The 24,033-nt window shown below is 70.4% G+C and carries 22 protein-coding genes and 1 tRNA gene; 5 read left to right on the forward strand and 18 right to left on the reverse strand.

Annotated features, from left to right (window positions below; all coding sequences use genetic code 11):
* Positions 1 to 35: 35 nt before the first annotated feature.
* The 7 genes from SSP08S_RS00740 to SSP08S_RS00770 all read right to left on the reverse strand — a co-directional run bounded on the left by SSP08S_RS00740 (position 36) and on the right by SSP08S_RS00770 (position 8,846).
* On the reverse strand, positions 36 to 704 hold the full coding sequence (locus SSP08S_RS00740) for a DUF8185 domain-containing protein (RefSeq protein ID WP_019065655.1): 669 nt from the start codon (positions 702 to 704) through the stop codon (positions 36 to 38).
* The gene (locus SSP08S_RS00745; RefSeq protein WP_019065656.1) at positions 701 to 1,114 is read right to left on the reverse strand and encodes an acyl-CoA thioesterase; all 414 of its coding nucleotides are present in this window, start codon (positions 1,112 to 1,114) and stop codon (positions 701 to 703) included. Before SSP08S_RS00745 ends, SSP08S_RS00740 begins: the two co-directional genes overlap by 4 nt.
* A 5-nt stretch (positions 1,115 to 1,119) precedes the next feature.
* Positions 1,120 to 2,784, reverse strand: a complete 1,665-nt coding sequence (ettA, locus tag SSP08S_RS00750; protein ID WP_019065657.1) for an energy-dependent translational throttle protein EttA — start codon at positions 2,782 to 2,784, stop codon at positions 1,120 to 1,122.
* Positions 2,785 to 2,914: 130 nt separating this feature from the next.
* On the reverse strand, positions 2,915 to 4,333 hold the full coding sequence (locus SSP08S_RS00755) for a Cys-Gln thioester bond-forming surface protein (RefSeq protein ID WP_245607810.1): 1,419 nt from the start codon (positions 4,331 to 4,333) through the stop codon (positions 2,915 to 2,917).
* Between the two features lie 288 nt (positions 4,334 to 4,621).
* The gene (locus SSP08S_RS00760; RefSeq protein WP_019065659.1) at positions 4,622 to 5,104 is read right to left on the reverse strand and encodes a single-stranded DNA-binding protein; all 483 of its coding nucleotides are present in this window, start codon (positions 5,102 to 5,104) and stop codon (positions 4,622 to 4,624) included.
* Positions 5,105 to 5,279: 175 nt separating this feature from the next.
* Positions 5,280 to 7,235 (reverse strand): YfjP family GTPase, encoded by a 1,956-nt coding sequence (locus SSP08S_RS00765; RefSeq protein ID WP_019065660.1) that lies wholly within the window; start codon positions 7,233 to 7,235, stop codon positions 5,280 to 5,282.
* A gap of 3 nt (positions 7,236 to 7,238) precedes the next feature.
* Entirely contained in the window at positions 7,239 to 8,846 is a 1,608-nt protein-coding gene (locus SSP08S_RS00770; protein ID WP_026178067.1) for a dynamin family protein, read from the reverse strand.
* A 323-nt stretch (positions 8,847 to 9,169) separates the two neighbouring features.
* Between SSP08S_RS00770 and SSP08S_RS00775 the strand changes: the two genes are divergently transcribed.
* Positions 9,170 to 9,242, forward strand: a tRNA-Arg gene (locus SSP08S_RS00775).
* A gap of 527 nt (positions 9,243 to 9,769) precedes the next feature.
* Here SSP08S_RS00775 and SSP08S_RS00785 read toward each other — a convergent pair.
* Genes SSP08S_RS00785 through SSP08S_RS00800 form a run of 4 tightly spaced genes read right to left on the reverse strand, consistent with a single transcriptional unit; the run spans position 9,770 to position 15,122 of the window.
* Complete coding sequence (locus tag SSP08S_RS00785; RefSeq protein ID WP_019065663.1) at positions 9,770 to 12,886, reverse strand: ATP-binding protein; 3,117 nt, start codon at positions 12,884 to 12,886, stop codon at positions 9,770 to 9,772.
* A complete protein-coding gene (locus tag SSP08S_RS00790) occupies positions 12,883 to 13,494 on the reverse strand; it encodes a hypothetical protein (protein ID WP_019065664.1) in 612 nt (203 codons plus the stop codon). Before SSP08S_RS00790 ends, SSP08S_RS00785 begins: the two co-directional genes overlap by 4 nt.
* Before the next feature lie 30 nt (positions 13,495 to 13,524).
* Positions 13,525 to 14,610: a hypothetical protein gene (locus tag SSP08S_RS00795; protein ID WP_019065665.1), complete on the reverse strand. Its 1,086-nt coding sequence runs from the start codon at positions 14,608 to 14,610 to the stop codon at positions 13,525 to 13,527.
* A gap of 8 nt (positions 14,611 to 14,618) precedes the next feature.
* On the reverse strand, positions 14,619 to 15,122 hold the full coding sequence (locus tag SSP08S_RS00800; protein ID WP_019065666.1) for a DUF4365 domain-containing protein: 504 nt from the start codon (positions 15,120 to 15,122) through the stop codon (positions 14,619 to 14,621).
* Positions 15,123 to 15,906: 784 nt separating this feature from the next.
* Here SSP08S_RS00800 and SSP08S_RS64740 point away from each other — a divergent pair.
* Positions 15,907 to 16,026 (forward strand): DUF6924 domain-containing protein, encoded by a 120-nt coding sequence (locus SSP08S_RS64740; protein WP_019065667.1) that lies wholly within the window; start codon positions 15,907 to 15,909, stop codon positions 16,024 to 16,026.
* Between the two features lie 48 nt (positions 16,027 to 16,074).
* Here the strand turns inward: SSP08S_RS64740 and SSP08S_RS00810 are convergent, their stop codons facing one another.
* Positions 16,075 to 16,932 carry an inositol monophosphatase family protein gene (locus SSP08S_RS00810; protein ID WP_019065668.1) on the reverse strand — a complete coding sequence of 286 codons (858 nt, stop codon included), beginning with the start codon at positions 16,930 to 16,932 and terminating at the stop codon, positions 16,075 to 16,077.
* 233 nt (positions 16,933 to 17,165) lie between these two features.
* On the opposite strand from SSP08S_RS00810, the gene SSP08S_RS00815 reads away from it, so the two are divergent.
* Both SSP08S_RS00815 and SSP08S_RS00820 read left to right on the forward strand, forming a co-directional pair.
* Positions 17,166 to 18,662 carry an APC family permease gene (locus SSP08S_RS00815; protein WP_019065669.1) on the forward strand — a complete coding sequence of 499 codons (1,497 nt, stop codon included), beginning with the start codon at positions 17,166 to 17,168 and terminating at the stop codon, positions 18,660 to 18,662.
* Positions 18,663 to 18,671: 9 nt separating this feature from the next.
* Entirely contained in the window at positions 18,672 to 19,631 is a 960-nt protein-coding gene (locus SSP08S_RS00820; protein WP_019065670.1) for a D-2-hydroxyacid dehydrogenase family protein, read from the forward strand.
* Positions 19,632 to 19,692: 61 nt separating this feature from the next.
* Here the strand turns inward: SSP08S_RS00820 and SSP08S_RS00825 are convergent, their stop codons facing one another.
* A complete protein-coding gene (locus tag SSP08S_RS00825) occupies positions 19,693 to 20,232 on the reverse strand; it encodes a DUF2087 domain-containing protein (RefSeq protein ID WP_019065671.1) in 540 nt (179 codons plus the stop codon).
* Between the two features lie 198 nt (positions 20,233 to 20,430).
* Here SSP08S_RS00825 and SSP08S_RS00830 point away from each other — a divergent pair, with 198 nt between their 5' ends.
* Positions 20,431 to 20,733 (forward strand): chaplin, encoded by a 303-nt coding sequence (locus tag SSP08S_RS00830; RefSeq protein WP_019065672.1) that lies wholly within the window; start codon positions 20,431 to 20,433, stop codon positions 20,731 to 20,733.
* 81 nt (positions 20,734 to 20,814) lie between these two features.
* On the opposite strand, the gene SSP08S_RS00835 is transcribed toward SSP08S_RS00830, so the two are convergent.
* The 5 genes from SSP08S_RS00835 to SSP08S_RS00855 form a co-directional block, all read right to left on the reverse strand.
* A complete protein-coding gene (locus SSP08S_RS00835; RefSeq protein WP_019065673.1) occupies positions 20,815 to 21,681 on the reverse strand; it encodes a tyrosinase family protein in 867 nt (288 codons plus the stop codon).
* Positions 21,665 to 22,108, reverse strand: coding sequence for a tyrosinase family oxidase copper chaperone (locus tag SSP08S_RS00840; RefSeq protein ID WP_019065674.1), 444 nt, complete (start codon positions 22,106 to 22,108; stop codon positions 21,665 to 21,667). The genes SSP08S_RS00835 and SSP08S_RS00840 overlap by 17 nt, the downstream gene beginning before the upstream one ends.
* A gap of 180 nt (positions 22,109 to 22,288) precedes the next feature.
* Positions 22,289 to 22,807: a hypothetical protein gene (locus SSP08S_RS00845; RefSeq protein WP_019065675.1), complete on the reverse strand. Its 519-nt coding sequence runs from the start codon at positions 22,805 to 22,807 to the stop codon at positions 22,289 to 22,291.
* A 188-nt stretch (positions 22,808 to 22,995) separates the two neighbouring features.
* Entirely contained in the window at positions 22,996 to 23,493 is a 498-nt protein-coding gene (locus SSP08S_RS00850; protein ID WP_019065676.1) for a DUF5949 family protein, read from the reverse strand.
* Positions 23,494 to 23,619: 126 nt separating this feature from the next.
* Entirely contained in the window at positions 23,620 to 23,910 is a 291-nt protein-coding gene (locus tag SSP08S_RS00855) for a hypothetical protein (protein ID WP_019065677.1), read from the reverse strand.
* Positions 23,911 to 24,033 lie beyond the last annotated feature (123 nt).

Below are 24,033 nucleotides of genomic sequence, written 5' to 3' on the forward strand. Positions count from 1 at the left end.
AGGCCCTTTGGCTCTCAGGGAGTTGAACGGCGCGCTCAGCGCACGCTGACGCCGAGTGCGCCGACTCCCGCCCTGCGTACGGCGATCGAGCCGTACGGCGTGCGCAGCCGCAGCCACGCGCCGGACGAGAAGAGGCCCGGCTCCCCGCCGGGGCGCAGGAATCCGAGCGACTGGGCGGCGTGCACGGCGCGCACCGGCAGCGAGGTGTCCCCCACCGTCCGGGACCAGATCTCCCGCCCTATGCGGTCGAGTTCGCTGCGCGTACGGCCCTCCGGCGCCAACTCCTGCGTACGGGACCGGAATTCGGCGACCCCGGCGGCGATCATCCCGCGCAGCGCCTGCGGTTCCGGCAGCCCGGACTCGGGGGCCCAGCCGCCGCGCGGTGGCAGCACTCCGGCCCACGGCGGGCCGGTCACCGCGGCCGGCACCCGGGCCGTGGCCGCCGACTCGTCGAGGGATTCCAGGAGTTCACCGGCGGAGACGGTCACGTCGAGCGTGGCGTCGAGGCCGTTCTCGTACGGCTTGGCGAGGCGCACCGCGCGGATGGCGAGCACCTCGAAGGACGGCGGACGCCCGAAGACGGCGAGGGCCGTGCCGGCCGCCTGGAGGCGGACGGCGGCGCCGCGGTCGTAGTGGAGCAGCCGGGAGAGGAAGGCCGCGAGATCCGCCGCCTCCCCTTCGTCGGCGAGGTGGAGAACCGTCATGCCGCGACGGCCTCCTCCTCGTCGTCGTCCCGGTATTCCTCCAGGAACTCGCGTTCCTCGGCGGTGATCCGGCGCGGTCGTTGTGCCTCGAAGTCGAACGGCACTATGACCGTGGAGGCACGGACGTAGACCTGGTCGCCGTCCTTCACCTCGTACGTGATGGTGAAGGACGCCGCCCGGATCTCGGTGACCCACAGCTCGATGTCCACGGGCGCGTGCCGGTGGACGAGCTGGCGTTTGTAGTCGATCTCGTGGCGCGCCACGACCGAGCCCTGCTTGAAGTCCTTGTCCGGGCGGAACAGGAAGTCGATACGGGCTTCCTCCAGGTAGCGGAGGAAGACCACGTTGTTGACGTGGCCGTATGCGTCCATGTCCGCCCAGCGCAGCGGGCAGCGGTAGATGTGGCGCAAGAAGATCAGCCCCGGGTCAGCTTCTTGTAGGTGGCGCGGTGCGGACGCGCGGCGTCCGGGCCGAGCCGCTCGACCTTGTTCTTCTCGTACGACTCGAAGTTGCCCTCGAACCAGAACCACTTGGACTCACCCTCGTAGGCGAGGATGTGCGTGGCGACCCGGTCCAGGAACCACCGGTCGTGGGAGACGACCACGGCCGCACCCGGGAACTCCAGCAGCGCGTTCTCCAGCGATCCCAGGGTCTCGACGTCGAGGTCGTTGGTGGGCTCGTCGAGGAGCAGCAGGTTGCCGCCCTGCTTGAGGGTGAGCGCGAGGTTGAGGCGGTTGCGCTCACCGCCGGACAGGACGCCGGCCGGCTTCTGCTGGTCGGGGCCCTTGAAGCCGAACGCGGAGACATAGGCGCGGGAGGGCATCTCGACCTGGCCGACGTTGATGTAGTCCAGCTCGTCCGAGACGACGGCCCACAGCGACTTCTTGGGGTCGATGTTCTCGCGGCTCTGGTCGACGTAGGAGATCTTGACGGTCTCGCCGACCTTGATCGAACCGGAGTCCGGGGTCTCCAGGCCCTGGATCATCTTGAAGAGGGTCGTCTTGCCGGCGCCGTTCGGGCCGATGACGCCCACGATGCCGTTGCGCGGCAGCGTGAAGGAGAGGTCGTCGATGAGGACCTTGTCGCCGAAGGCCTTGGAGAGGTTGCTGACCTCGACGACGATCGAGCCCAGACGCGGGCCCGGCGGGATCTGGATCTCCTCGAAGTCCAGCTTCCGCATCTTGTCCGCCTCGGCGGCCATCTCCTCGTAGCGCGACAGTCGCGCCTTGGACTTGGCCTGCCGCCCCTTGGCGTTCGACCGCACCCAGTCCAGCTCTTCCTTCAGCCGCTTGGCGCGCTTGGCGTCCTTCTGGCCCTCGACCTTGAGGCGGGAGGCCTTCTTGTCGAGGTAGGTGGAGTAGTTGCCCTCGTAGGGGTGGGCGCGGCCGCGGTCGAGCTCGAGGATCCACTCGGCGACGTTGTCCAGGAAGTACCGGTCGTGGGTGACGGCTACGACGGTGCCGGGGTACTTCGCGAGGTGCTGCTCCAGCCACTGGACGGACTCGGCGTCCAGGTGGTTGGTGGGCTCGTCGAGGAGCAGCAGGTCGGGCGCCTCGAGGAGCAGCTTGCAGAGCGCGACGCGGCGGCGCTCACCACCGGAGAGGTTGGTGACGGGCCAGTCGCCGGGCGGGCAGCCCAGGGCGTCCATGGCCTGCTCCAGCTGGGTGTCCAGGTCCCACGCGTTGGCGTGGTCCAGGTCCTCCTGGAGCTTGCCCATCTCGTCGAGCAGGGCGTCGGAGTAGTCGGTCGCCATCAGCTCGGCGACCTCGTTGAAGCGCTTGAGCTTGCCCATGATCTCGGCGGCGCCGTCCTGCACGTTCTCCAGGACCGTCTTCGACTCGTCGAGCGGGGGCTCCTGGAGCAGCATGCCGACGCTGTAGCCCGGCGACAGGAAGGCGTCGCCGTTGGAGGGCTGCTCGAGGCCCGCCATGATCTTGAGAACGGTGGACTTACCGGCACCGTTAGGTCCGACCACACCGATCTTCGCGCCGGGCAGGAAGCTCAGCGTCACATCGTCAAGGATGACCTTGTCGCCGTGCGCCTTGCGCGTCTTGCGCATGGTGTAGATGTACTCAGCCAAGAGAAACCGTCCGGCAGCTTGAAATCTGGAGTGGGCAGATGTAGTCCATCTTGCCTGACCCCTGCCCCTCCGGGGAAACGCGTATGGACACAGGGGCTGTGAGCTGGGGCTCGGCCGTGTGCCGTGCCGCTCAGCCCTGTTGTCCGGGCTTGCGGTCCCGCAGCAGGATCAGGGCCGTGGCTCCGATGCCGACCAGGCCGAGGGCGACGACCGTGATCATCGGGGTGATGGCGGAGCCACCCGTCTCGGCGAGGTTGGTGTCGGCGGCGGTGCCGCCCACCGTGGCGGGGCTGGGCTCGCTGAGCGTCTGGGTCACGACGCCGCCCGCGTCGCTCTGTGTCCGGCAGTCGAGGACTCCGGCGAACCGCTTCTCGTAGCCGTGCGGCGCCGTGATCGTGAAGTCGTACGCCTGGTCCTCCTGGAGCGGGATCGTCACCGTCTGGGAGTCCCCGGCGTCGATGCCGTGCTCGACGCCCATGAGCGCGAAGGTGAACGTCTCGTCGCCCTCGTTGGCGGCCGTGATGTCCACGCCGCCCGCGACGCAGTTCTTCCGCGCCGACAGTGCCGGTATGGCGCCCGTCTTCGCCCAGTCCGCGTCGGCGGCGGCGGAGACCGTCGACTCGCTGGACCCGGCGAGGATCTGTGTCTGGCTCCTGCTCTCGGAGGTGAAGGCCCGGCCGACGGGCACGGTGGTGGAGGCCTGCACGGTCAGCTCGGCCGAGCCGTCCGCCGCGTCCTCGGGGACGTCGAAGAAGACCTGGCTCCCGTCCGCCGCGGACGTGACGGCCTTGCCGTCCTTGTCGACGATCCGCACCCCGGTCGTGGCGGCGTCCGCGGGCGGTGTCAGCGTCACCCCGTTCGCGTTGGTGTGCACGGTGACCGGGCCGAGCCGCTCGCGGGGGTGGCCGGAGACCGCGGGCGGGTCGAGGGTCAGCGAGGCCTGCGGCTCCGCGACGTCACGCGCGCTCTTCTGCAGATAGTCCGCGAGCTTCTCGGCCTGCGGGTCGACCGCGTCGACGTCGGCGCCGTCCGAGTAGCGCCAGATGGCCACCTGGGTGCCGGCCGCCGCGTCGCTCTCGGTCAGGCCCTTGGTGCCGGCCTTCGCGGAGAGCGCCGCGAGGTCGTTCACCTGCGGGTAGGAGTGCTGAAGGATCCAACGGATCCTGCCCGCGCTCTTGTTGGTGCCCAGCGACGTACCGCTCCACGCGGTCTCGTGGTACTTGGCGTCGCGCTGGGTGGGGTTCCGGAGATCGACGCAGTACGTCTGCAGGGTGCCGCCGCCGTCCACGGACATCTCGAACAGGCCCGCGGAGACCTGCACTTCGCTGCCGCCTGCGTCGTGGATCACGGCGTCGCCGTACGTCTTGAGCCCGCCTATCGTGGCCGTCGCCCCGCCCTGGGTCTGCGGTGTCTCGTCGGCGACGGCCGGGCCCGCGCCGGCCAGCACACCGGCGGCGACGAGTCCGCACGCCCAGCTCGCGGCGACGAAGCGCACGGTGCCCCGGCCACGTAGTGACAGCGCGGAGAAGACAGACAACGCAGAAGACACGGAATTCCCCTTCGAGCAGGACCCATGGGCGTGGGGGGCGTGGCGTGGTCCCACCAGCAGAATCTGTAGCGCCGAGAGCTGTGCCCGAGCTATGTCCGGCATCCTAAGGACGCGGGCGCACCACGTTCTCCAGTCGGGTGATCGCATAACCGTTCCGAATCGGAATCGTTATCGCCAAGATCACCTGCGAGCATGGCTTATCGACAAATCCACCGAGCCATTCGGAACGCATTCATCGATAAGCCGTGGAAAAGCCGTAGTTCGATCAGCTCGGGGCATTCACTGACATCACGTCACCGCGACGGGCTCGGCCTGTCGCTGCCGCTCCTGTTGCCCGGTGGCGTCGGCGGAATCCCCGGCCGGGGTCTCCCAGTCGGGCTCGGGCCGGGGCGGAGAGGCCGCCGTGTCCGGCCTGCTGGCCCGCCGGAAGGCCGAGGTGCCGCGCGCCAGGTCGTGGCCGATCGCCACGGCGTCGAGGTCCGTCCAGGACCGGTTCGGCTGCCCCTCACGAGCCTCCTCGCGCACCTTCAACCGGCCCTGGACGACGACCGGGTCACCGACCGTCAGCGACGCCGCCACGTTCGTGGCCAGCTGCCGATTGGCCCACACCGTGAAGAAGTTGGTGTGGCCGTCCGTCCACACGCTCTTCTCGCGGTCCCAGTACCGCGAGGTCACCGCCAGCCGGAACCGCGCCGACGGTCCCGCCGCCAACTCCCGGTACACCGGCGGTGTCGCCACGTTGCCCACCGCGCAGATCATGGTCTCGTTCATCGCGCATCCCTCCCTCACCCGGCCGCGCAGGCCGGGCGGAAACGCGTACGGGCCCGTCCCGTACGGCTGCAGTCAGACTGCCTCCGCCGAGCCGGGCCCGCTGAGCGCTGTGCACCGCCGCCGACCTGTGGAAAACCTCATCACCCGGACGAGGGAACGACGTTCGGACCGAGGTTCACCCGGCCCCGACGCCCGCCCCCGTGACCCGCGCGTACTGCTCCCGCACCTCCCGGTACCGCAGCAGCTCGGCGGCCAGCGGATCGAGCACCCGCGCCCGACCGCAGCCCGCCGCGGCCTCCCGCAATCGCCGCTCGGCGTCGTGGCCGTAGCGCCGGGCGGGGCCGCGGGCCGCCATCCGGCAGCTCCACTCGACGAGCGGGCCGCCGATGATGCCGGCCACCATCAGCAGCACCGGCACCCCCAGGTTCGGCGCCATGAACCCGATGATCTGGCCCAACAGCCAGAGCCCGCCGACGACTTGGAGGATCGTCATGGACGCCTGGGCCAGTACGGCCGCCGGCCACCACCCCGGCCGCGGCGGGCGCCCCACCGGCAGCCCGGCCCGCTCCGCCAGTTCGTCCAGCGCCTCGGGCAGCCCCTGCGCCCCGCGTACGGCCGCCTCCCGCACCGCCTGCGCCCAGGGCGCGGGCAGCCCGCCGGAGGCCCGGTCGGCGACCGTACGGACCGCCTGTTCGACGCGCTGGCGTGCCGTGGCCTCCTCGTCCGCCTGGGCGCGGACGGGCAGCCGTCCTGTGGTCGGTTCGCGCCGGTCGTTGTACCAGCGCCACAGCCGCAGCCAGGGCGTGCCGCAGGCCCGGTTGGCGTTGCGCAGCCAGGCGCGTTCCGCCGCCTCGCCCGCCGCGGTGGCGCCCACCGAGTCCGCGAGCCGCGCGGCGAACTCGTCCCGCGCCTCCTCGCTGAGCCCCGTGCGCCGCCCCGTCGCGTACACGGGCCGCAGCCGCCACGCGGCGGCGTCGACATCGGCTGAAATTCGCCGTGCCGCGGCTCCACGATCCGCCACGAACTGGCCCAGAACCTCACGCAGTTCGGGGATGCCGTCGCCGGTGAGCGCGGACAGGGAGAGCACGGTCGCGCCGGGTTCGCCGTACTCGCCCAGGGCGATCCCGTCCTCGTCGAGCAGCCGCCGCAGATCGTCGAGGACCTGGTCGGCCGCCTCCCCGGGGAGCCGGTCGATCTGGTTGAGGACGACGAACATGACCTCCGCGTGGCCCGCCATCGGCCGCAAGTAGCGCTCATGGAGGATCGCGTCGGCGTACTTCTCCGGGTCGACGACCCAGATGACCGCGTCCACGAGGGCGAGCACCCGGTCGACCTGCTCGCGGTGGGCGACGGCCGCCGAGTCGTGGTCGGGCAGGTCCACCAGGACGAGCCCGCGCAACTGGGCCTCCATCTCGGCGCTCTGCAACGGGCGCCTGCGCAGCCGTCCCGGGATGCCGAGCCGGTCGATGAGGGTGGCCGCGCCGTCGCTCCAGCTGCACGCGATGGGCGCGGCTGTGGTGGGCCGTCGTACGCCGGTCTCCGAAATGGCCACTCCGGCCAGCGCGTTGAAGAGCTGCGACTTGCCGCTGCCGGTGGCGCCCGCGATGGCGACCACGGTGTGCTGCCCGGAGAGCCTGCGCCGCGCGGCGGCCTCGTCGAGCACCCGCCCCGCCTCCGCCAGGGTCCCGCTGTCGAGCCGCGTCCTGGAGAGCCCCACCAGTTCGCGCAACGCGTCGAGACGGGACCGCAGCGGCCCGTCGTAGGCCAGTGGGGCCGGGACCTGGGTGGTGTGGGCCGCCTGCGCCCGGGAGGCCCTGATCTCCACGGCGGCGGCCTGCTGCGCGGCGGTGGCCTCGTTGACCCGCCGCGCGATGAGCCCGTCGTCCCAGGAGCCGGTCGATTCCTCGGGGTCCGTCGAATCCGCGGACGCCTTGGTCTCCGTACGACTGGGAGCGCCGGCCCTCCCGCGCGCGTGGTCGCCGGTGCCCTCCTGGTCGCCGATTTCCTGTGCGGCCTCTACGGGAGGGCGATTTTCAGGGCGCTCGTCCTTGGCGTCCGCGTCGCGGCCGTTGTCGGCACGATCGGCGTGGTCCATCTCGTCCGTGTGGTCCTGGTCAGTGACGGCAGTCACCGGTCACCTCTCCTTCTGCAGTACGGACAGCGCGGCGATGAGTTCGGCCTGGGGTTCGGGGTGTACTTCGAGGGCGTCGAGCGGGGCGAGCCGGCGTTCGCGCTCGGTGTGCACGACCCGGTCCAGGTGGTCGTTGAGGAGCCGTCCGGCCCGGTCGCGCAGGCGCAGCGCCCCGTGGGCGCCGATCCGCTCGGCGAGCCCCTCCCCCGCGGACCGCGCCCTGCGGCCGCCCAGCAGCGCGGTGGCGACGAGGGCGGCGACCACCTCGGGGTCGGGCGCGATGCTCCGGTCGAGGTCGGCGACCTCCTCCTCGGCGTACTCCTCCAGCTCGCGCCGCCACCGCCGTACGGCCATCCCGATGCGGTGCTCGGCGCTCTCCAGCGAGGGGTCGTGGCCGGTGAGTTCGGGGGCGTCCGCGGCCGGTTCGCGGCGCCAGGCGTCGTCGACGCGTTCGTCGGCGGCGGTGACGGCGCACAGCAGCAGGGCGGCGAGGCTTTCGGCGAGGGCGTCGAGGAGTTCGCCGGCGGAGCAGTCGAGCGGGAAGGCGCGCCAGCGCTTCAGCGCGTCCCCGGCGAGCACGGCCCCGCCCTGCAACCGCCCCCGCACGCGCGCGTGCTCGCTGTCGTACGCCCCGTCGACGGCGGCCGTGAGCCGCAGCGCGGCGGCGTACTGGGCGGCGGCGGCACCGGCCAGCTCGGGCATCCGCGACTTCAGCGAGTCGAGGACGCCGTAGGCCGTGCGCGCCATGGACTGGCGCCGTGCCACGGGATCCTGGGCCTGCTGCACGAGCCAACTCCGCAGTGTCGCCACGGCGCTGGCCGGGAGCAGGCCGCCGCCCCAGGCGGACTCGGGGAGTTCGGGCACCGTGAAGCGCGGTACGTCGCCGAGTCCGGCCTTGGCGAGCAGGGCGCCGTACTGCCGGGACACCTCGGACACCACCTGGTGGGGCACCCGGTCGAGGACGGTCACCAGGGTCGCGTCGTGCTCCTTGGCGCTGCGCAGCAGATGCCAGGGCACAGCGTCGGCGTAGCGGGCGGCCGTGGTGACCATCACCCAGATGTCGGCCGCGCAGATCAGTTCGGCGGCCAGCACCCTGTTGTCGGCGACCAGGGAGTCGATGTCGGGCGCGTCCAGGAGGGCGATTCCGCGCGGGAGGGAGTCGGCGGTCTCGACCCGCAGCACGCGCATACCGTCCTCACCAGGGAGGAGCAACTCGTCCCCCGGGTCCTGATGGGGCACCCACACGCGCGTGAGGTCGGGCAGCACGCGCATCCCGCTGAACCAGTGATGGTCCTCCGGATGGCACACCAGCACCGGTGTACGGGTCGTCGGGCGCAGCACGCCGGCCTCGCTGACCCGGCGCCCCACAAGGGAGTTGACGAGCGTCGACTTGCCCGCGCCGGTGGAACCGCCCACCACGGCCAGCAGGGGCGCTTCGGGCTCTTTCAGGCGGGGCACCAGATAGTCGTCGAGCTGGGCGAGCAGTTCGTCGCGGTTGGCACGCGCGCGTGGAGCCCCCGCAAGGGGCAGCGGGAAGCGTGCGGCGGCGACACGGTCGCGCAGGGCGGAGAGTGCGTCGAGCAGCTGAGGCCGTACGTCCAAGGTCACCACATGTGAAGAATGCCCAATTTTGGGGGAATTCTGAAGCATATGAGCATGTCTGCGCGCCGACAGAACACAACGGACGGAAGGGATGACTGGGGCATGGGCACAGTCCAGGCATAACGAGTGCACAACACCCGTGGCGCGGGGCACCAAAAGCGATGCACGATTCGTACCTGCCTGCGATTATCAGGACCGCTTCACCGAACCTCCACATCGAGCCACGGAGGGGAAGCAACAGGGACAAGGACCCGGGAGCCCTATCCTTGTCCCCGGCAACGTCACGGACCGGCCCACACCCGGGCACACCACGACCGAGGCCACCACACCCGGCCCCCGTAGCTCAGTGGATAGAGCAGGCGCCTTCTAAGCGCTTGGCCGCAGGTTCGAGTCCTGCCGGGGGCGCACCGCTACACCCCACGTTTCCGCAGGTCAAGTGGGTCGTACGGCCAACCGGTGCCGAATGCCAGTGCCGCGTCGTTGAGGCTCAACAGAGGGCGCTTCTTCACCAGCCATTCGCCGCGCGCAGCGCCAGCAGCAGGCCACTGCAGATCCGGACCAGCGCCGGGCCGTGCCGTCCGCGTCCGTGACGGGCCAACTGGACGCGAGTTCGACCCCCGCTCGTTCGTCGAGCGGTTCGAGGGGGATGGCCACCACGCCGTCCGCGGCCGGCTCCAGCAGGCCGTTGCGGTTGGTGACCACGAGCAGACCTGTGGCCGGGGCAGACTTCGGCAGCCTGACGGGCGTTGTCGACGACGAGGGTGTCACCTCCGGCGGTGACAGTGTGGAAGAGCGCGGTTCGCTCGCGCAGGTCCGTCTGCCCTCTTGCGGGTCGGCGCAGAGGTGACCGCCGGGATAGGACGGCTCAAGCGCCCTGGCGACAGGCCAGGATCTCGGCACGGGCCAGGACGCGCTCACCGCCTCACGACCGCTCAGGTACCCCGGCGGGCTCGCTCGACGATCTCGTCCTCCGTGAGCGGCACATCGTGGTGACTGAGGCAGATCGGCACCTCGATCTTGCTGAATCCGGTCCCCTCGCTCGCGGCGTTGAACATACCGGCCTTGAGACCGGCGAGGTTGTCGAGGACCGCGTTCCGCGCCCGGGCCATGGTGTTGACGGCCTCGATGTGTGCGGGTTGGGTGAGTCGGCCGATGAACTGGTTCACGGTGTTGCCCAGCGCCTGGTTGTGGATCCCCCTGGGGAGCTGTGAGGCGAGGACTATCCCGAGTCCGTACTTGCGTATCTGGCGGATGAGTTCGACCGTGCTCTCCGTACTCGGATTCGATGCGCCGGAGGGCACGAAGTTCTGCGCCTCGTCCATCACCAGCAGCCCGCCCAGGGCACGGTCGCCGACCGGGTGCGCCCTGAACCAAGAGAACAGGGTCGCCTGGAGGCGGCTGACGAATTGGGCCGGTCCGTCGCCGGACAGGCCGATGAAGCTGATCACCGAGATACGGGCGGCCTTCCCCGGCGACGGGATCAGGAGCATGCCGGGATCGGCGGGTGCGCCGGACTCTCCGAACAGCGGATCGGTCTCCATCGCGGCTTCCAGCGTGTCCGCCATCTGCACCGCGAAGCGGCTGGTCCTGCTGTTCACGATGTCGCTCGGGGGCTCGGCGAGCAGCTCGACGAAGCCGGCCAGGGTCTTGCCCCCGTCGCGCGCGTACCGTTCGAGGGCGCGTTTGAGGACCCCCAGCTGCTGGGTCGCGCGAGCACTGTTGCCGCGTACACCGGCATGTGGCGCGAGTGAGGTCACGGTCGACCTGACCAGACGGGGGAAGTCGTCCTCGTCGTCAAGGACGGGACCGAAATCGGGAAGCGGGTAGAAGGAGATCGGACGTCCCCGGTTCAGACCCGGTGTCCACACCACCACTTCGACATCCGCGAAATAGCGTCGGGCCTCGCGCTCATGGTCGTCCGTCCAACCCTTCGGCGGGCGCGCCCAGGGGTCGCCGAGCCGTGCGAGGTCTTCGTTCGGATCCAACACGATCGCCGAGACGCCGCGCAGAGCGCACTGCTCCACAAGTCGCTTGATCAGGACCGTCTTGCCCGATCCCGCCGCGCCCACCACCGCGGTGTGCATCCGGAGTCGTTCCATGGGTACCGCGAACGAACGGCCGCCCCGGACCGTGGTTCCGACGACGATTTCGGTACGAGGGGGCTCGGCGTCCTCCGGTGTGCCCGCCGCGTCCGCCGCCACCCTGGAGCCGACTTCCGTGGTCGCGATGCCGAGCTGCTGCCGTAGGTCTGCCAACACCGGCGCGAAGACCTCGATGCGGGAAGCGGGGCGCTCCTGTCGCAGCCATTCGTCCAGGCCCGACGTACGGTCGTCGAGCATGGCCCGGAGGGCGGCCAGGGTCCGCAGGTCGGCGGCGCCGATCGGTAACGACACACCGCCCCGCGCCTCGAAGTCGTCCTTGATGCCCTTGGTCTTGGGGCCGCTCGGGTACGGCATGTTCCGCAGCAGGATCAGCCGGCGGCTCGCCAGGCCGGCCGTCAGGCCGGCCTCCACGGCCGCGTTACGGATCCGGTTCTGGGCGGCGATGGCGTTGTTCGCGGCGATCGCCCGGAAGGACCAGTGGAATTCGTTCTCGCTGGCCTCGTCCACGACATAGCGCAACCGGGCGTGCAATGCCGCCTTGCGGCCGAAGTCGGTCTCGATGGAGAACCGCGTCTCGTCGGCACCCACTTCCCTGACCAGACTCCGCAGCCCCGCGCCCAGCAGAGCGGGCATGAACCCGTCCTCGGTCGTGGGGTCGAGCGGCCCGAGGTCGTCCGCATCGGCACGGAGCTTGTCGAAGGACTCCGTCAGGGTGCTCAGGTTGACGGCCCTCGCCGGTGCGGGCGGTGCGGCTGCCGTGGGCTCCGCGCCTGCCAGGGAGGTCAGTTCGGCCACTGTGCCGGTCTGCAGACACGCCTCGATGTGCTTCTGGACCCGGATGAGCAGCCGCCGTGCGGTGTAACGGTGTGGGGCTTCGGCCAGTGCCGCCGAGGTGACCGGCCAGGTGGGATACCGCGGAGTGAACCCCACCGACTCGTAGGAGGTCCGAAAGCGGCTGCTGACGATGGCGGCGGCGGTGACCTCGTCGGGAATCGCGCCGAGCGTCGGCAGAACCTCGAACCGGTCCAGGGCGGACCGGACTGCCGCGCGGGAAATCTGCTCCCAGGTGTCCTCGTGACACGCCACGACCATCAGGGTCCGGCGGGCTTCCTCCCGCAGTTCCATCAGGCCGGTGGCGATCTCACTGCTCAGCCGCTTGGCGGCCCGGCCCTCGCCGGAAGGGGCCGACGTCAGCGACGACGTCTCCGCGGCGGACACCAGGGTGTCGAGCTGGTCGAAGGCGAACACCAGCGGTCCGACCAGGGCGAACAGGCGCGTCAGATCGCGGAGGACGAGTTGGGCCGGTCGCCCGCCCGGCGACATCCCCCAGGCGGCGCGCTTGTCCCCGTCGTCGTCGTTGAGCGCGAAGTAGGCCCTGCCGATCTCCACGGGATCGCCGGTGGAGGCTATGAGCGCCAGTGCGCGGGCCGTGTCCGCGGCCTCGTTGCCCACCTGCCGGTCGATGGTCCGGATTCCCCGAACGAACGCATCGACATGGGCGCGCGTCAACTCGCGCCGGCCAGTGACGGCGGTATGGGTGTCCGGGTCGAGGCGAGCCTGGCGCGAAAGCTTGTCGAGCAGGCGAATCAGTTGCTCCTGGCCGCCCTCGTCCTCCCGGTAGAGACTGTCGACGAGACTGTCGGCGGCGCTCTCCCAGAAGTTCCGGCCGGTGACGAGCTTGACGTAGAAGAAGGAGCCGCCGCGCTGCTGGATCTCGTGGCGGGTCCAGCCGAGCAGATGCGTCTTGCCCGAACCGCTCTCGCCACGCACCACGGCCGCAACCGGCGAGTGGGCACGCTCGACGGCGTTCATCGCCCTCCCCAGCCGCCGGAACACCTCGGGATGAAGGCCGTCGACGTGGTAGGAGGTCACCGGTGTCCAGATCTCTTCCTGGGTCAGCGCGGTGTTGATGTACAGCGTCTCCAGGGCGGCGAGTTCCCCGTTCACGCCGGTCCGATCCGCAGCAGGTGGCGGGGTTCGCCGCCGATGTCGACGGCGGCTGTGCGGTCCTCGTCGCTGAGCGTGCGCTGGTTGAGCTCGCCCATCAGCTGTACGTCGTTCTGCTCGATCATCCGGTCGAGTTCGGCGTCGACGGCCCCTCGCGGCAGGTTCTCGAGCCATGGGCGCAGCGCCGACAGTCTGACCCAGCTGCCGGGTTTCCGGCGGACGGTGAGTTCCGTGTAGACCGCGCGGATCCAGTCCTCGACGTCGGGCTGGAAGAACTCGCCGAACTTGGTGCCGGAGCGGGCCAGGTACTGTCCGACGTTCTCCAGCACCGCGTAGAGCACCCCGGCCGGAAACTTCGCTCCGTCCGGGCGTCCGGCCACCAGAGCGGCCTCGCACCAGGTCCGGCCCGCGGACGTGAGCTGGTGCGTGTTGACCGCACCGTGCTTCCTGGTCACGATCCGCTCGGCATCCTGGTTCACTCGCCGTCGCACCGCAGCGGTGATCTCCAGGCCGGCGAGTTCGCGCAGTTCACGGTTGGTCACCGGCCGTGCGACCACCATCAGGGCGAACAGCGATGCATGATCCCGTACAGTCAACTCCGTCGGCACAGTACCCCTCCTCAATGAGCCGAAATCCGGTCAGATGTCGAACTCCCGCCTGGGCACCAGTTCCACCCGGCCGGTCATACTGGACAACTCGCCCATGACGGTGATCACCTGCCGTTCCCGATGCGCGGTGATCGCACGGTCGTACGAGGCCTGGTCCGGGAGCCGCACCCAGACGGCCCGCCGGACCAGTTCGGCGTGCTCGGTGCGCAACTCACCGCGGACCTTGATCCGCCACCGGTCGTTGCCGGAGGAGTCGTCGTGCAGCCCCTCGACCACACCGGAGACCGTGGCGGCACCGGTGGCGTTGAGGCCGCGAAGCCGCAGGGACGCGGCGCGCAGAAGCGATCCCGAGGTCTCCGGGAACGCGACGACGTGTGACGGCACATCGAGTGGCTGCGAGCGCGCCCACCGGAAGCCGATCTCGAAGGGCTCGCTCCGGTCGTGGCCTGAGAGCTCACTGAGCGCCTTGCACAGATCCGCGGAGACGCCGGCCGTGACGGTCTCGTCGAAGGCGGCGGGCGTGTCCGCCGCCACGGCTGCCTGGGCCGCGCTCACCGCCTCCAGCATCTGGACCAGCACGGCCCGACCGGTGACCTGCTCCCCGCTCGGGGTCCGGACCGTCGCGTCCGCCGCCACCCGGATCTCGACGACGTAGCTCCCGGCACGGGAGGGGCCGAGTTCGGCTGCGCGCAAGAGGTCGCCCACCACGCCCGGTTGCCGGCCGGCGAACGTGAAGTGCGGACCCTGCACGACGGTGCGCGCCGCCGCTGTCAGGAGGTTGCGGACACCCAGCACCGTCTGCGTACCCAGCAGCAGCGAGGTGTAGCCGGGGTCGTGGCCGACGGGAAACGTGCGGAAGGACTGCTTGTCCAGCTGCGGTCTGGCGATCTCCAGGGCGATGTCGCTCGCCGGCCGGTCTTCCAGCGCGCACAGACAGCGCAGGATCTCCCGTAATCGGCGGTCGCTGTCGCCCATGCCGTCGCGAGCGGGTACCAACACCTCGTAGTCGCCCGGGTGTTGCCACACACTCGCTCCGCGCCAGCCTTGTGGATCCCGCTCCCAGCCCGTTTCCGCCAGATAGCTGGCGATGTCGTCGACCTTCAGCGGAATCGTCATCGGTTCCCCTACCAGTCGGACTGCGTCTCGGCGAGCCGGCGCAGTGAGGCGGCGGTGAGCACGTTCGCTGTCGGAACCCTGACCGGACGCTTTCGGTGACGGTCGGGGTCCTTGATCGGCTCCTCGCCGCGAAGCGAGACGAAGTAGCCGAGGTGACGGAGCATCACACCGTCGGTGCTCATGGCCGCGTACGCCTGGTTGTCAGCGGGGACGCAGATGACGAACAGAAAGCGGGGCACGGTGAAGTCGGGACCGGCGAGCCTGTTGAACTGCCACTCATTGAGCCCGCGGTAGTTCAGGTGGCCGGACGACACGGACGGCGTCGACCATGTCTTGATCTGAGCCTCGACCGTGGGTGACAGCGTCCGTCCGTAGCGACCGGTGGCGCGGAACCCGAGATCGACCCCGTCCGCGTCGAGATCGCCTTGCAGGACGATCAGCCCTGCCGCAGAGGCCAGCACACGGACGTAGTCTTCGCCGAACTTGCCCTGATGCTGCTTCGCATCGAGCACGAAAGCCCCCAATGTCCCCCTACTGTGGCACACAGTAGTCAGGACCTTACGGCACGCGCTGACAACTGTCAGGGCCCCAAAATGGACCTTCCGACAGGCCTGCGAAACGATGGTGGCCGGCAGGCAGCTGTTCATCCCTGATGCGATGCAGGGGCGGGCCTCGGCTCCGGCCGGGTACGGACGATGTGTGGTTGCCGCATCTGGCTCGTTCTCCCGTGCCGGGAAGTCAGGGGGCCTTGATGTGCCACCTGTCCGTGCCCGTGGTCACCGCCCACGCTGCATTCGGAGCCACCACCCTCGTCCTGATGCTCCTCGCGGCCATCCGATCCTCGCGCCCGCTCGCTGCGCTCCGGGAGACTTGGTCGTCATCGCGCCGGATGCGGTGCACTGGATGGAGAACGGCGTCGGCATCGAGCCCGTGCGGAGATGTTCGTCGCGCACGGCACGCCAGCCGCTCCCGAAGCGGCGCCTACAACGCCCCACCCAGAAACCGCCGGCCAACCAAGGCTCCCGGACCGGGGAACACCATCAACATCCATCCGCAGACGAACCGCACCTACGTCCTGCGCGGGATGGTGCTGCATGCCTGCAACCGGCACATGTTCGGCAAACACCGCAAAGGCATCACCCACTACTGCTGGTTGTGCTGGCGGCGGGACGGCCACAGTCCCGGAAAGCACCAGCTCACGGCGACCACGCGACCGTACAGATGGTGTCGGTGCCCCGTCGGAGGCGCCATCGAGTCGCTGACCTGCGTGTATCGGTCGAGTATCAGCCTCCACTCGTGGTCCTGGTCGCGGCAGCCGAGTTGTGGAGCATCGAGAACAACCTCTCGGGCGCGAACATGGACTTCGACGAGTTCGCCGACGCCGTCGACGACGACGGCGTGTTCCGGGGTTTCTGAGGCACTGGCCCGCGCCTGCCGGGCGACGCAACGTGCCCGAGGGACAGTTCAGTCAGCGGTCGCAGCAATGTCCAGAAGTTGCCGGTGGAGTCCGGGACGGGCGAACAGCGCGGCTCCGGTGTCGGTGCGGTACTCGCCGGTGAGGTCGCTGAACGTGCCGCCGGCTTCTTGGACGATGGGGATCAGTGGGGCGATGTCCCAGGGGCCGGCTCCCAGGAGGAGGAAGGCATCCAGTTGACCGGTCGCGACCAGGAGGGCGCCGTGGCAGGTGCCGGACCCGGTGGACGGTTTGCGCGGCGCCGGCGCGGTGGGATCCGCCGCGGTCCAGTCGAGCGGCGGTAGGACCTGCGAGACGCCCCGGGCCAGTCTCGCGGCCACGCGGCGTTCCCGCTGGTTCAGCCTGGACGGGGGCGGCCAGATGCCGATGGCCGCGTCCTGGGCACTTCCGCCTGCGGCGAGGGCCAACCGCTGAGCCGGTACGGCCGGGTCGCGGGGACACGGCCCCGTCCAGGACCCCGAGTCCGGCCCGGCCCACCAGCGACGGCCCAGGACAGGGGCGGAGACCATGCCCAGGGTGACGCGGCCGTCCTCCTCGACGGCGATCAGCGTGCTCCACTCCGGTTCACCGGCGAGGAAGCTCGCGGTGCCGTCGATGGCGTCGATGATCCAGCGCCGTCTGCCGTGCCCGTGGGCGCCGAACTCCTCACCGATGAACGCGTCGTCGGGATGCTCCTTGCGGATCAAGGAGCGCAGGACGAGTTCGATCTCCCGGTCGGCGTCGGTGACCGGGCTCCCGTCGCTCTTGGTCCGGGATGCGACGACCGCGGCCGAGAAGTGGCGCCGGGCGATGGCGTCCGCCCGGTCGGCGAGGCGGTGCGCCAGTTCCAGGTCCGCCGGGTCCGTCACGAGGCCCCCTTCCCTCCATGGTCCGCCGGTGCGGCCCCGAGGGTCCCTACCCCGATCACCCCCACGTTTCCCCCCGATTTCCGTTACGCCCCAATGGACACGTAATGGTCAAGACTTGCCCCCGAACGCTTGTGGGGTTTCCCATCGGCGCCGATCATTGGCCGAATCCCGCCCCTCGTCCCCGCAGGAGCCCCCCGGTGGCCGCTGGTCAGACAGCTTTTGAGCCGGCCGACATGCCGGCCGCAGCACAGACGGAGCGGCAGAAGCTGCGCAAGCACTTCGGCCGTTTCGACATCCTCTTCTTCCTTCTCTGCACCATTGTCGGCGTGGACACGATCGGCACGATCGCCCGGAACGGCGCCGAGGCGTTCACCTGGCTCATCGTGCTGGCCGTGGTGTTCTTCATCCCCTCCGCGCTGCTGACCGCCGAGCTCGGCGCCGCATTCCCGGAGGAGGGCGGCCCCTACATCTGGACGAGCCGCGCCTTCGGCCGTCTCGCGGGTGCCGTCAACAACTTCCTGTACTGGATCACCAACCCGGTGTGGCTCGGCGGCACCCTCGCCGTCGCCGCCGTCACCGCGTTCACGACCTTCTTCAACGACGGCAAGGACCTCAGCACCCCCGCCTTCTACGCCTTCGCCCTCGTCTTCATCTGGGTGGGCGTCCTCGCCGCGATCCTCTCCTTCGACGTCGGCAAGTGGATCCCCACCATCGGCGCCTGGAGCCGCTTCGTCCTCCTCGGCGTCTTCACGATCACGGTCGTCGTCTACGGCATCAAGCACGGCCTCCACGGTTTCGGCGCCGGCGACTTCTCCCCGACGTACACCGGGTTCGTACTCCTCGTGCCCGTCCTGATGTTCAACTACGTCGGCTTCGAGCTGCCCAACACCGCGGGCGACGAGATGACCGACGCCCAGAAGGACGTTCCGTACGCGATCTTCCGCAGCGCCGCCCTGTCCGTGCTCCTCTACGCGCTGCCCATCCTCGGCATCCTGCTCGTCCTCCCGGTCAAGGCCATCACCGGCCTCGGCGGCTTCCTCGACGCGATGCGCCAGGTCTTCACCGTCTACGGCGGCAACGTGGCCGCGGACGGCACGGTCACCAGCAGCGGCGCGGGCACGGTGCTCGGGGACATCGCCGCGGTCCTCTTCATCCTCACCGTGCTGTCCTCCGGCGTCACCTGGGTCATGGGCTCCGACCGCGCCCTCGCCGTCTCCGGCTACGACGGCGCCGCGCCCCGCTTCCTCGGCGTGATCTCCAGCCGGTTCGGCACACCGGTCCGGGTCAACATCCTCAGCGGGCTGGTCTCCACGCTCGTCCTGGTACTGGCCCATCAGCTCACCAACGGCAGCGCGGCGAAGCTCTTCGGCGCCGTCCTCGGCCTCGCCATCTCCACCACGCTCATCAGCTACCTGGGCATCTTCCCGGCCCTCGCGGTACTGCGCCGCAAGGCCCCGGACGTCCCCCGCCCCTACAAGGCGCCCTTCCCCCGCACGATCAGCGTGCTCCTCACCGTGCTCATCCTGTTCGCCAGCGTGCAGCTGATCGCCCCGGGAGCCGGTGACCACTGGTTCGGCGCCGACTACCTCCCGGACGGCTGGACCCACGCCGAGCGCTGGAAGTACCTCCTCACGGAGGCCGTGCCGCTCGCCGTGTTCGTCCTCCTCGGCGTCCTGTTCTGGGCCCTGGGCAAGCCGACCCGCACGGCGAACGCGCTGGCCAAGGAGTAGCGTTCCTCCGTGACCTTGCGCTGTGTTGTCCTCGACGACTTTCAGAACGTGGCGACCGAACTCGCCGACTGGTCGCCGGTCCAGGACGCGGTGGAGGTCGTCAGCCTGCGTGAACACCTCGACGGCGAGGGCGAGTTGGCCGCCGCCCTCGCCACCGCCGACATCGTGGTCACCCTGCGCGAACGCGTCCCCTTCCCCGCCTCGCTGCTGGCCCGGCTCCCCCGGCTGAAGCTGCTGATCGCCTCCGGGATGCGCAACACGGTCATCGACTACGCGGCCGCCGAGGCGCACGGCGTCACCGTGTGCGGTACGGCCAGCTCCTCGGCCCCGCCCGTCGAACTGACCTGGGCGCTGCTGCTGGGCCTCGCCCGGGGCATCGTCGAGGAGAGCAACTCCCTTCGCACGGGCGGCCCTTGGCAGCGGACGGTCGGCGCCGACCTGCACGGCCGTACCCTCGGACTGCTCGGACTCGGGAAGATCGGCAGCCGGGTGGCCACGATCGGGCTCGCCTTCGGCATGCGCGTCACCGCGTGGAGCGAGCACCTCACCAAGGAGCGCGCGGACGAGGTGGGCGTACAACTCGCCGCGTCCAAGGAGGAGTTGCTCGCGGACAGCGACTTCGTCTCGGTCCACCTGGCCCTCGGCGACCGCACCCGCGGACTCCTCGGCCCCGCCGAACTCGCCCTCCTCAAGCCGACCGTGTATCTCATCAACACGTCCCGCGCGGCGATCGTCGACCAGGACGCCCTGCTCGCCGCGCTGCACGAGGGCCGTATCGCGGGCGCCGGAATCGACGTCTTCGACATCGAGCCCCTCCCCGCCGACCACCCGATGCGCACGGCACCCCGGCTGCTCGCGACACCCCACCTCGGCTATGTGTCGCACGCCAACTACACGACGTACTACGGCCAGGCCGTCGAGAACATCCGGGCCTACCTGGCGGGTGCGCCCGTACGACAGCTGCCGTAGAGCCGGTCGCCCGCGCGGACGTCGCTGTAAAGCCGGTCACCCGGACGGCAGTTGCCGTAGATCACGCCCCGACGCGCTGGTAGATGCCGTCGCCCCGCCGCAGGTGGTGGAGGTCCACCAGGTAGCGGCGGAGCGTCACATGGTCGACCTCGCCCTCGTCGCACCAGGCGCGCAGCTTCTCGTTGACGGTCCGCTCGGGGTATTCGACGCCGGGGGCGAAGGTCTGCTCGGCGATGTGCTGGAGCACGACCTGCTTGCGGGTCCACTGGGCGGGGAGGCGGATCAGCCGGCCGCCCCGGACGAAGGTCCGCAGGATCATGTCGGTGTGCTCGTCGCCGGTGACCGGACCCTCCTCGGCGGGCTCCTCGGCCTCGCGCGCGAGGTTCCTGAACAGGTCGTAGTCCACGCGGAGTTCGCCGTCGTCCATGGTCTTCAGCACGCCCTGTTCGCGCAGCTTGAGCAGGGCGAGGGCCGTCCCCTTCGGGGTCAGGCCGGCCACCTCGGCGACCTGCTCGGTGGTCTCCGCGCCCAGGGCCACCGCCGCGAAGGCACGTACGCGGTTCTGCTCGGCGAACAGACGGAACAGTTGGTCGGTTGCCATGGCGGGAGGCTAATCGACCCGCGCCCGCCGGGAACACCGAATTTCCTGCCGTCGAACATCCACTCCCGGCGCTCGAAGTCCTGTTCAAAACGGGTGATCTCCCGGTCGGCGCCGTTACCAGGCCTGGGCCGCCGCGTTGAACCCGAAGTGCGACGGCGAGTCCTGCCGCCGCACTCCTCGAAACCAAAGGAGAACGTGATGTCTCGCATCGCGAAGGCGGCCGTGGTCGCTCTCGGCACGGGCGCCGTGGCGCTCGGCGGCGCCGGTCTGGCCATGGCGGACGCGGGTGCGCAGGGTGCGGCCGTCGGTTCGCCCGGCGTCCTGTCGGGCAACGTCGTGCAGGTGCCGGTGCACATCCCGGTCAACGTCTGCGGCAACACCATCAGCGTGATCGGCCTGCTGAACCCGGCCTTCGGCAACACCTGCGCCAACGTGAGCGACCACGGCAAGGGCGGCCACCCCGGCCCGGGCGGCTACGGCGACAACGGCTACGGCCACTGATTCGACCGCACGCGCGGACGGACGTACGCGAAGAGCCCCGGCACCCTCAGGCGCCGGGGCTCTCCCCGTGTCCGCGACCGGTCAGGCGTAGCGATAGATACGGCTGACGTCCTCCAACTGCTCCGGTGTCACGTCCCACGGCGGCATCCGCTGCTGCCGTGCCACGACCCGCCCCTCCTGGTCGTCGCCCGGCCCCGGCGGTTTCGCCGGGAGGTAGCGGGCGCCGCGGTGCCGGTTCTGCCAGCGGGACCACTGGAGGTCGATGAAGGCGTGGTGGAGCCAGAAGACCGGGTCGTTGACGGAGGCGCCGCCGAGCATCACGCCCCCGACCCACTTGTGGACCCGGTTGTGATTGCGCCAGGACGCGCTGCCGGACCCGGTGCCCCACCCTTCGAGCCGGTTGCGGAACCCGGTGCGGCAGGTCGAGTCCCAGGGCGAGACGTCGTAGACCGGGTCGGCGAGCGCCCCGTCCAGGTCGCTCCTGGTCGGCAGCGCGATCGGGGCACCGGCCCGGCCCAGGTCGCGGGTGAGGTACGGCTCGTCGGTGATGTTCTCCGTGATCTTCCACTTGCCCGCCGCGTAGGCGAACGGACCGGTCGTCACCTGGTGGTCGGAGCGCCGCCCGGTGCCGCCGAGCAGGTCCTTCGTCCAGGGCAGGGCGCTCGCGCTGCGGTCCCGCGTCCAGTCCCAGTACGGCACCGTCACCGAGGAGTCGACCCGGCGCAGCGCCCGCTCGAGGTCCAGCAGGAACTGCCGGTGCCAGGGCAGGAAGGAGGGCGCCATGTGCGCGGAGCGCAGCCCGTACTCCCCGTCGGGCACGAAGAACTCGATGTGCGTGCGCACGAATTCGTCGTACTCGCCCCGCCGTTTGATCTCCAGCATCGCCGCCACGAACCGCCGCTTCTCGGCGGCGGTGAGCGTGCTGACGTCCTTACGCGTGTACGCCATGGTCTCCCCCCATGTGCATCTGCCCCATCTGCCCGTCCGCCTCCCGCAGTTCACGGCCGGGGCTGAGTTCGTCGACGGCCGCGCGGGTCGCCTCCAGCGCGGTGGGATACGAGCGGTAGTGGTCGACCATGCTCAGCCAGGTGCCGTCGGCCCGCCGCATGAGATGCAGCGGCCGGCCGTCGACCGTCACCTGCCAACTGCCCTTCAGCACACCGTGGATACGACGTCCCCGGTACGTCTCGTCGAAGGCGGTGTCCCCGGGATCCTCACCGGAGCGGGTGGGCCGGGAGGCGGCGACGACCGGCACCAGCGCCACCGCGAGCACGGCGCCGAACGCCCCGCGCAGCGCCTCCCGCCGCGTCCTGCGCACCGCTCCCGGTCTGACCGGTTCCCGCCCCACCGACACTCCACCGACGCTCACGCTCATGGCCCAACTCCCTCGTCCGTTCCGACCGTTCGAGGGGCTAACCGTCCGAACCCCCGCACGGTCACCGTCCGAATGCACCCATGACATGCGGAAGGGCCCGGGTCGCACCACCCGGGCCCCTGTCCGCTCCAGCCGTACGGCCGCGTTCGCACCGGCTCTACGACCGTCCGCGCTACGGCGCTAGAGGCCCGCCCCCGTGACCAGGTCAGCGCCCGGCACGGTCTGCAGGACCGGGGCCAGGATGCCCGCCTGGGGTGCCTTCAGGTCCGGGAGGCCGAAGTTGTCGGGGTTGGGCGGGGTCAGCGGGGCGTCCAGGGCGAGGCCCGGGGCCAGCGTGCGCAGGTCGGAGGCGGGGGTGCTGACGGCGACGTGGTCGAAGCCGTCGCCGAGGACGTGCGGCAGCGGGGCGCGCAGGCCGATGCCGGGCAGGCCGCCGTGGACCGGGAGCTGGGGCAGCGCGTGCTCCGGGATGAGCCGGCCCTCGACATAGCGCGGGCCATCGGGGGTGCCCGGCATGGGCACCGGGATCTCGCCGCCCAGCTTGGGGAGTTCCATGCCGAGGGCGCTCTCCGCGCCCTCCAGGGGCACGGGCACCGGGACCGTGCCGAGCGCGGCGGCGGGGGTCGCGGCGGCGGCGCCGGTCGCGGCCGCCACGGCCGTGATGACGGCGGCGATGGTTCCTCGGGTGGTCGACTTCATCTCGAGTACGGTCCCTTTCGGAATTCGGAGGCACTGTCTGCTGACCGGGTAACGATCCCGGGCAGGAGACCAGTTCAAGATTCCCCCGAGTGCCGCAGTAGTCAGCTTTTCCCGAATTCCCATCGGCGGGCCGGAACCGGCTTCCCGTCAGCGGGCCGGAACCGGTGTTCCCGCCCGCTGTCCGGTCGTCAGCCGCGCAGGCTGCGGGCGGGCAGGACGACGTGCGCGGCGGCGGTCAGGGTCTCCTCGGCGCCCGCGAACTCGGCCAGCGCCTCGGGGGTGACGGGCTTGCCCGGCTCGGCCTCGGGCCAGGGGCGGGTGGTGAACACCAGGTAGGCGAAGCCGCGTTCGCCTACCGCCGCGAGCCACTCGGGCGGCGGCACGCACTGGGCGTTGAGCTGCGGCATGTTGAGGACGGCCTGCCCGGACTCGACGAGCATGGTGATCGGCAGGCTGGGCCGGGTGGCTCCGTCGACGACGTCGCCGCCGACCGGGAGGCCGTTGTCGGTCAGCAGTCGTTCCACCGCGGCGCTCGCGGCCTCGGGGCCGTCCGCGGCGTCGCCCAGGGTGTAGGCGAGGAGGTAGGGCATGTCCCCGTCGGGGGCCTCGCCGCTCCACGCCAGGACGACGAGGGTGCCGAGGTCGGCGACGCGGAAGGGGCGCGTTTCGCTTGAGGTTGAGGTCACCGCGCGACCTTATCGACGGGCCGGAAGGCCACCGGACGCGTTCTCACCCGTCCGGCCGATGGCACGGTCGACCCGCCACACGAACGAGGGACGCCTCGCGACGCCCCTCGAACACCACCGGCGGGCTCAGCCCTGCAGCGGCAGACCGCCGAGCAGCGGGTTGTGCTGGTTCAGCGCGCCGGCCGCGCCCTTGACGGTGCTGAGCGGGGACTGCTTGTTCTCGGTGTCGAGCGCGTCCGACTGGTGCTGCAGCGGCATCACGTCGACGGGCTGGATCCGGCCACTGGTGAGGGTGTTGACGGCGCCGGTGAGGCTGGTGGGCGTCACGTCGGCGGGGCTGTAGGCGAACGCGGGCGCGGCGGCACCGGCGAGGGCGACGGACCCGGCAACGACAGCGGCAGCCTTCAGGGACTTCATCGTGTTCCTTTCTTCGGCAACTCATGTCACCAGAGGGAATTCTGTCGCCGTGTGTAACGACTTCCGGCCGGGCCGGAAACCCGTGCGCAGAAACTTTCTGCGCACCCACCCGAATGCGGTGTG

It is taken from the genome of Streptomyces hokutonensis, assembly GCF_000376565.1.
Lineage (GTDB): Bacteria > Actinomycetota > Actinomycetes > Streptomycetales > Streptomycetaceae > Streptomyces > Streptomyces hokutonensis.

Bases quoted from the DNA above. Each gene is read 5' to 3' on its own strand.
- SSP08S_RS00835 (WP_019065673.1), bottom strand. From the start codon at position 21,681: ATGGCGTACACGCGTAAGGACGTCAGCACGCTCACCGCCGCCGAGAAG.
- SSP08S_RS00855 (WP_019065677.1), bottom strand. From the start codon at position 23,910: ATGAAGTCCCTGAAGGCTGCCGCTGTCGTTGCCGGGTCCGTCGCCCTC.
- SSP08S_RS00795 (WP_019065665.1), bottom strand. From the start codon at position 14,610: ATGACGATTCCGCTGAAGGTCGACGACATCGCCAGCTATCTGGCGGAA.
- SSP08S_RS00740 (WP_019065655.1), bottom strand. From the start codon at position 704: ATGACGGTTCTCCACCTCGCCGACGAAGGGGAGGCGGCGGATCTCGCG.
- SSP08S_RS00845 (WP_019065675.1), bottom strand. From the start codon at position 22,807: ATGAAGTCGACCACCCGAGGAACCATCGCCGCCGTCATCACGGCCGTG.
- SSP08S_RS00760 (WP_019065659.1), bottom strand. From the start codon at position 5,104: ATGAACGAGACCATGATCTGCGCGGTGGGCAACGTGGCGACACCGCCG.
- SSP08S_RS00825 (WP_019065671.1), bottom strand. From the start codon at position 20,232: ATGGCAACCGACCAACTGTTCCGTCTGTTCGCCGAGCAGAACCGCGTA.
- SSP08S_RS00815 (WP_019065669.1), top strand. From the start codon at position 17,166: ATGCCGGCCGCAGCACAGACGGAGCGGCAGAAGCTGCGCAAGCACTTC.
- SSP08S_RS00840 (WP_019065674.1), bottom strand. From the start codon at position 22,108: ATGAGCGTGAGCGTCGGTGGAGTGTCGGTGGGGCGGGAACCGGTCAGA.
- SSP08S_RS00830 (WP_019065672.1), top strand. From the start codon at position 20,431: ATGTCTCGCATCGCGAAGGCGGCCGTGGTCGCTCTCGGCACGGGCGCC.